The sequence below is a fragment of the Mesorhizobium sp. M7A.F.Ca.MR.176.00.0.0 genome (assembly GCF_004023165.1).
Lineage (GTDB): Bacteria > Pseudomonadota > Alphaproteobacteria > Rhizobiales > Rhizobiaceae > Mesorhizobium.
Window position 1 is genome coordinate 1 of the sequence record NZ_RZTC01000002.1, and the last position, 4,515, is coordinate 4,515.

A 4,515-nucleotide genomic window follows, 5' to 3' on the forward strand; every position below is an offset into this window, starting at 1 on the left:
GGATTCGTAAAAGAGATCTTCCAAGCCCTTTGTGCTGCTCTGGGCGCTTTTTTTCGTCGCCATCTCCATCTCCCACTTCGAGTTCAATGCGTCGCGGCATATGGGCTCTAACAACCAAGGCCATCCGTTGTTCCTCGCCCTCAAAGACATCGTGGGAAGCACGAGCAAGGACCCGTGGGCATCTCGCTCCGTTATGGTCGGCACAACCGGCGCCAAACGGCGCCATGTCGCCTCTGCGCCAGCCTAGCCTCGCGGCCGCTTGTTCAGCCGCCTGCCGCGCCTTAACCGGCGTTCTCGCCTGGACGATCGAAGTCGATTGCAGGCCACCCTTTCGGCGATCATGTTGACAAGACGGCGGTCGGGGGCCGCGGCGTCGGTACGACCTGTTCAGAGCTTTGTGGGCAAGCTGTTGTGAGACCAGATCGCGCGGCTTTTCGGCACATATTGCATGCCGCAATGGTCGCTCGGCTGCCTCTGCCGGTCTAAACGGGACCCCGGCCTGCGGCATCCGGATCGTTGAAGCGGATTGTTGAAAAGGTGTGTCGGGGGTGAAGTAGATCATGCGCTGCCATCGGTTGCGACGATCGAGCGACGATTGCGTCTACTGGTCGCCTGACCGCCGTTTCGCTTGTTCATCGATCCTGCGACACGCGTTCTTGAGAATCTTGAGTGCCTCGTCCTTGGTGAGGCCGCACTTTCGGGCAAAGTAGTTCGCTTCGATGGCCCGTTCGCGATCCGCCCGAGACCCGGTGTTCTGCTTGGCCTTCTTGCCCATCGAGCTATCGTCCCGATTATATCGCCTGCTGGTGATCGCGGTGGGAGGGCCCACGCGGGGATCGGGTCACCAATCTTGCAGCTCCGCTGCCTGGCTGGAACTGTGGTTTGGCGCGCTTGTTCCGAGATCGCAAAACTTCAAGAGATGCCTGGCGCCGGACTTAGCTGTGGCCATTCGGGATCTGTCATCCCATCGCTGTGACCTGCAGACGAATGCAGAGCCTCAGCAGTTTTTCGCCGCTTTCATCCCTGACCTCGACGAATAATTGCTGCCCAATCGCGCTCCTTCAGCGCGGCTCTCGCCAGGTCTTTTTCAAGCCATCCAGGCCGGCGCGGCGCGCCTCCTCCAGCCCCGTGCAATCTGTCTTGCTGCTCCGATTGGAACCAACGCATCGGGCGTGGATTAGCTCAGACAACATGTTCGTTCCAGCACCCGGAGGAAAAACGTGCGCGCCCAGTCTTTTTCCTATCTGGAGGCGCTCATTGCGACGCCTTCCCCAAGCGGATTCGAACAGCTCGTCGCCAAGCTCTATCGGGACAATGTCCGCGAGTTTGCAGATAAGGTGACGACCGATGTGCTGGGCAATGTGAGCGCAATCCTGAACCCGGAAGCCGGCTTTCGCGTCATGTACGCTGGGCACATGGATGAAATCGGCTTCATCGTTCATTACATCGATGAAAATGGCTTCCTGTTCTTCAACACGATTGGTGGCACCGACGTCGCTACAGAGATCGGGCAGCGGGTCTGGGTACACGGTGCTGAGCGGGTTGCGGGCGGGATTGGTCGCAAGGCCATACAGGCATTCAAGCCGTCCGACGACATCGGCGACAGGCCAGTCGTTCTCGGCGCAGCCGCGGATCGAGGCCACAGCTGGAGGTATTGCCGGCCGATCCGCGCCCCCGGCAGATCGAACGGATCGATGGCGGCTGTGGCGCTGGCCTCGCTCTCTCAGTTCTCCGCGTGACTAAAGACGACGGCGCCGTTGTCTTTACGAACTTCAACTGAAACGATCCCATCGTCACCCTTACGGGTCGGGAACATCGCGATGGCATGGTCTTTTGCCGCCTTCTCCGCGTCGAAGGACACTTTGTCGACGATGCCGCGTCTTCCATACCAGATGACAGTGAAGGGCATTGGCACTCACATGCTTTCCGCTAAGCATATAGGAGATCGGCCCGTCGTGCGACAGATAGGGCGGATAAACTTCAACCGAGACAGTGCCCGGCCTAGCAGGCGGGGTGCTTGTTGAGCGATATGTTACCGGCAGACGTCTCGCTACCAATAGCATCCCCAGCTCTTTTGCGCTTCACGCCTCATATCCAAGCGTGCCTCAAGCGGAGAAGGTATTTCCCCCATGGACGAACTCCACACCAATGCGCGTGAGCGAATTTTCCGCTATCCGTATCCTCGCATCGTCTCCCGACAGCATTCAAACCGATGGATGTTGTTCCAGAAGCAGAATCCTCGTCCGCACCGGCTGCCTCGTAATCGACGAACCCCTCATGCCCAAGGAAGTCGACGATATCGATCCGGATGAGTTCGTCGTCCTCGACAACGAGCACCGGAATGGGCTGCGCCATATGGTTATACGAACAACTTCATCAACTCCACGTGCAGACTAGAGATACGCTCCGAGTGCGGGCGTCATTTCGTTGCCATTTGAAGTTTTTTTCAGACGGGCTATTTAGGTGTCGATTTCCTCTGGTCTGAAGACATGTACGTTCTGAAGCGCAACAATGTTCTGGCTCATGGCACGGGACCTAAAACGATGGTGTTTGCCCACGGCTTCGGCTGTGATCAAAACATGTGGCGTTTCGTCGAGCCTGCATTCCGCCACGATTTTCGCACCGTACTTTTCGACCAGGTAGGGGCTGGGAAGTCCGACCTGTCTGCGTACGACAGCGCTAAATACGCCTCGCTGGACGGCTACGCGGATGACCTCATTGAAATCGGTCGGGCTCTCGAATTGCGGAAAACGGTATTCGTCGGGCATTCCGTCAGCGCAATGATCGGGGTGCTCGCATCCTTGAAGGCACCCGAAATATTCGAGACCCTTGTTTTGGTTGGTCCGTCTCCGCGCTATATAAACGATGACGGCTATGTCGGCGGCTTTTCAGAGGCTGATGTCGAGGGCCTGCTTTCATCTCTAGCCGACAACCACATGGGCTGGTCGGCCGCGATGGCGCCAGCAATTATGGGGAACGCGGATCGGCCGGAACTTGCTGAGGAGCTCACCAACAGCTTTTGTCGAACTGATCCCGACATCGCTCGTGAATTCGCGCGGGCCACATTCACATCCGACAACAGAGCCGACCTGCCGAAAGTCACCGCGCGGACGCTAGTGCTGCAGTGTTCCGACGACATCATTGCCGGCGATCAAGTCGGTGAGTACGTCCGCGACCACATCGCGGGCAGTAAATTGGTTCACCTCGACGCGGTCGGCCACTGCCCAAATCTCAGCTCGCCGCAGGAAGTTGTTGCGGCGATACGGTCGTTCGTCTGACTACACAATGAACGCTGGTAACAGATACCTCGACCTTTTTGAGAACGCGCCTTGTGGCTACCTCGTTGTAGCTGCCGATGGGCGCATCGACGACGCAAACACTACTTTCTACAAATGGACCGGGTTTTCTAGGGAGGCAGTTGTCGGGAAACGCTTTCGTGACATCCTCAATATCGCCGGAAGAATGTTCTATGAGACACATTTCGCTCCCCTGTTGAGGATGCAGGGCTCCTTTGATGAGGTTGCGTTGGACGTGATGAAGTCGGATGGCGAGAGCCTGTCAGTCCTAGCCAACGCCTGGGAAAAGAGGACGCCCACTGGAGAATTAATTGAGACACGCGTGGCGCTCTTTCGCGCGACGCAGCGTCGACGCTACGAGCGAGAGCTGAGTGAGGCCAGACGCGAGCTGCAGATCGGCCTGAATTCCGCACAACAGACTGCGGAACTGCGCGAGCAGTTCATAGCGGTGCTTGGCCACGACCTACGAAATCCCCTGGCTTCGATTTCTGCTGGCGTCCACATGCTGGCCCGAAGCTCTGACACCAGCGACGAAAAAACCTCCCAAGTCCTGCGCCTCATGCTGGCGAGCGTTTCCCGGATGAGCGGCTTGATCGACAATGTCTTGGATTTCGCGAGAGGTCGACTTGGAGGGGGTCTCGGACTATCGAGGGACCGCGACAACCCGATCCAGCCCGCATTGCAGCAGGTGCTTGACGAGATAAGATCAAGCTACCCGGAGCGTCAGATCGAGGTGTCGTTCAATCTGGACGGATGCATGATCGATGCTGATCATGCGAGGATCGCGCAGCTTTTCTCGAACCTAATGGGAAACGCCATCGCCCATGGCGACCCTGAAACTCCGATCAAGGTAGCCGCGCAGGTTCAGGACGGCCTCTTTAGCCTGTCGGTTGCGAACAGCGGTAAGCCTATTCCGGAATCGGCGCTGCAACGCCTCTTTCAGCCATTTTATCGAGGAGAGGCAAAGAGCCGCCAACAGGGCCTGGGATTGGGGCTCTTCATCGCGTCAGAAATTGCCCGCGCCCATGGTGGAAGCTTGGACGTAGTCTCCGATGTGGAGCAAACGCGCTTTAGTCTCCGTATCCCCGCAAATTGATCGCACAACTATCTCATGGCTGCTCTCCACCCCTGCTGCCGGAAGGTGACGGGCTCTTTTGTGCGTTAGCGGAACTTGATAGTCGGAACAGGTTCGAAACGGCGGCAGCGTCCCCGCTGCCGG

General features: G+C 57.8%; 5 protein-coding genes. 3 read left to right on the top strand and 2 right to left on the bottom strand.

The window, feature by feature from the left end; all coding sequences use genetic code 11:
• Positions 1 to 601 precede the first annotated feature (601 nt).
• Positions 602 to 775: a hypothetical protein gene (locus EOB59_RS00950; protein WP_127395301.1), complete on the bottom strand. Its 174-nt coding sequence runs from the start codon at positions 773 to 775 to the stop codon at positions 602 to 604.
• A 445-nt stretch (positions 776 to 1,220) separates the two neighbouring features.
• Between EOB59_RS00950 and EOB59_RS00955 the strand changes: the two genes are divergently transcribed.
• On the top strand, positions 1,221 to 1,739 hold the full coding sequence (locus EOB59_RS00955; protein ID WP_128287420.1) for a hypothetical protein: 519 nt from the start codon (positions 1,221 to 1,223) through the stop codon (positions 1,737 to 1,739).
• On the opposite strand, the gene EOB59_RS00960 is transcribed toward EOB59_RS00955, so the two are convergent.
• Entirely contained in the window at positions 1,724 to 1,909 is a 186-nt protein-coding gene (locus EOB59_RS00960) for a hypothetical protein (RefSeq protein WP_127332018.1), read from the bottom strand. The genes EOB59_RS00955 and EOB59_RS00960 overlap by 16 nt on opposite strands.
• Positions 1,910 to 2,489: 580 nt before the next feature.
• Here EOB59_RS00960 and EOB59_RS00970 point away from each other — a divergent pair.
• Both EOB59_RS00970 and EOB59_RS00975 read left to right on the top strand, forming a co-directional pair.
• Positions 2,490 to 3,278 carry an alpha/beta hydrolase gene (locus EOB59_RS00970; RefSeq protein WP_127380181.1) on the top strand — a complete coding sequence of 263 codons (789 nt, stop codon included), beginning with the start codon at positions 2,490 to 2,492 and terminating at the stop codon, positions 3,276 to 3,278.
• A 7-nt stretch (positions 3,279 to 3,285) separates the two neighbouring features.
• The gene (locus tag EOB59_RS00975) at positions 3,286 to 4,392 is read left to right on the top strand and encodes a PAS domain-containing sensor histidine kinase (RefSeq protein WP_128287421.1); all 1,107 of its coding nucleotides are present in this window, start codon (positions 3,286 to 3,288) and stop codon (positions 4,390 to 4,392) included.
• The last annotated feature ends 123 nt before the right edge of the window (positions 4,393 to 4,515 follow it).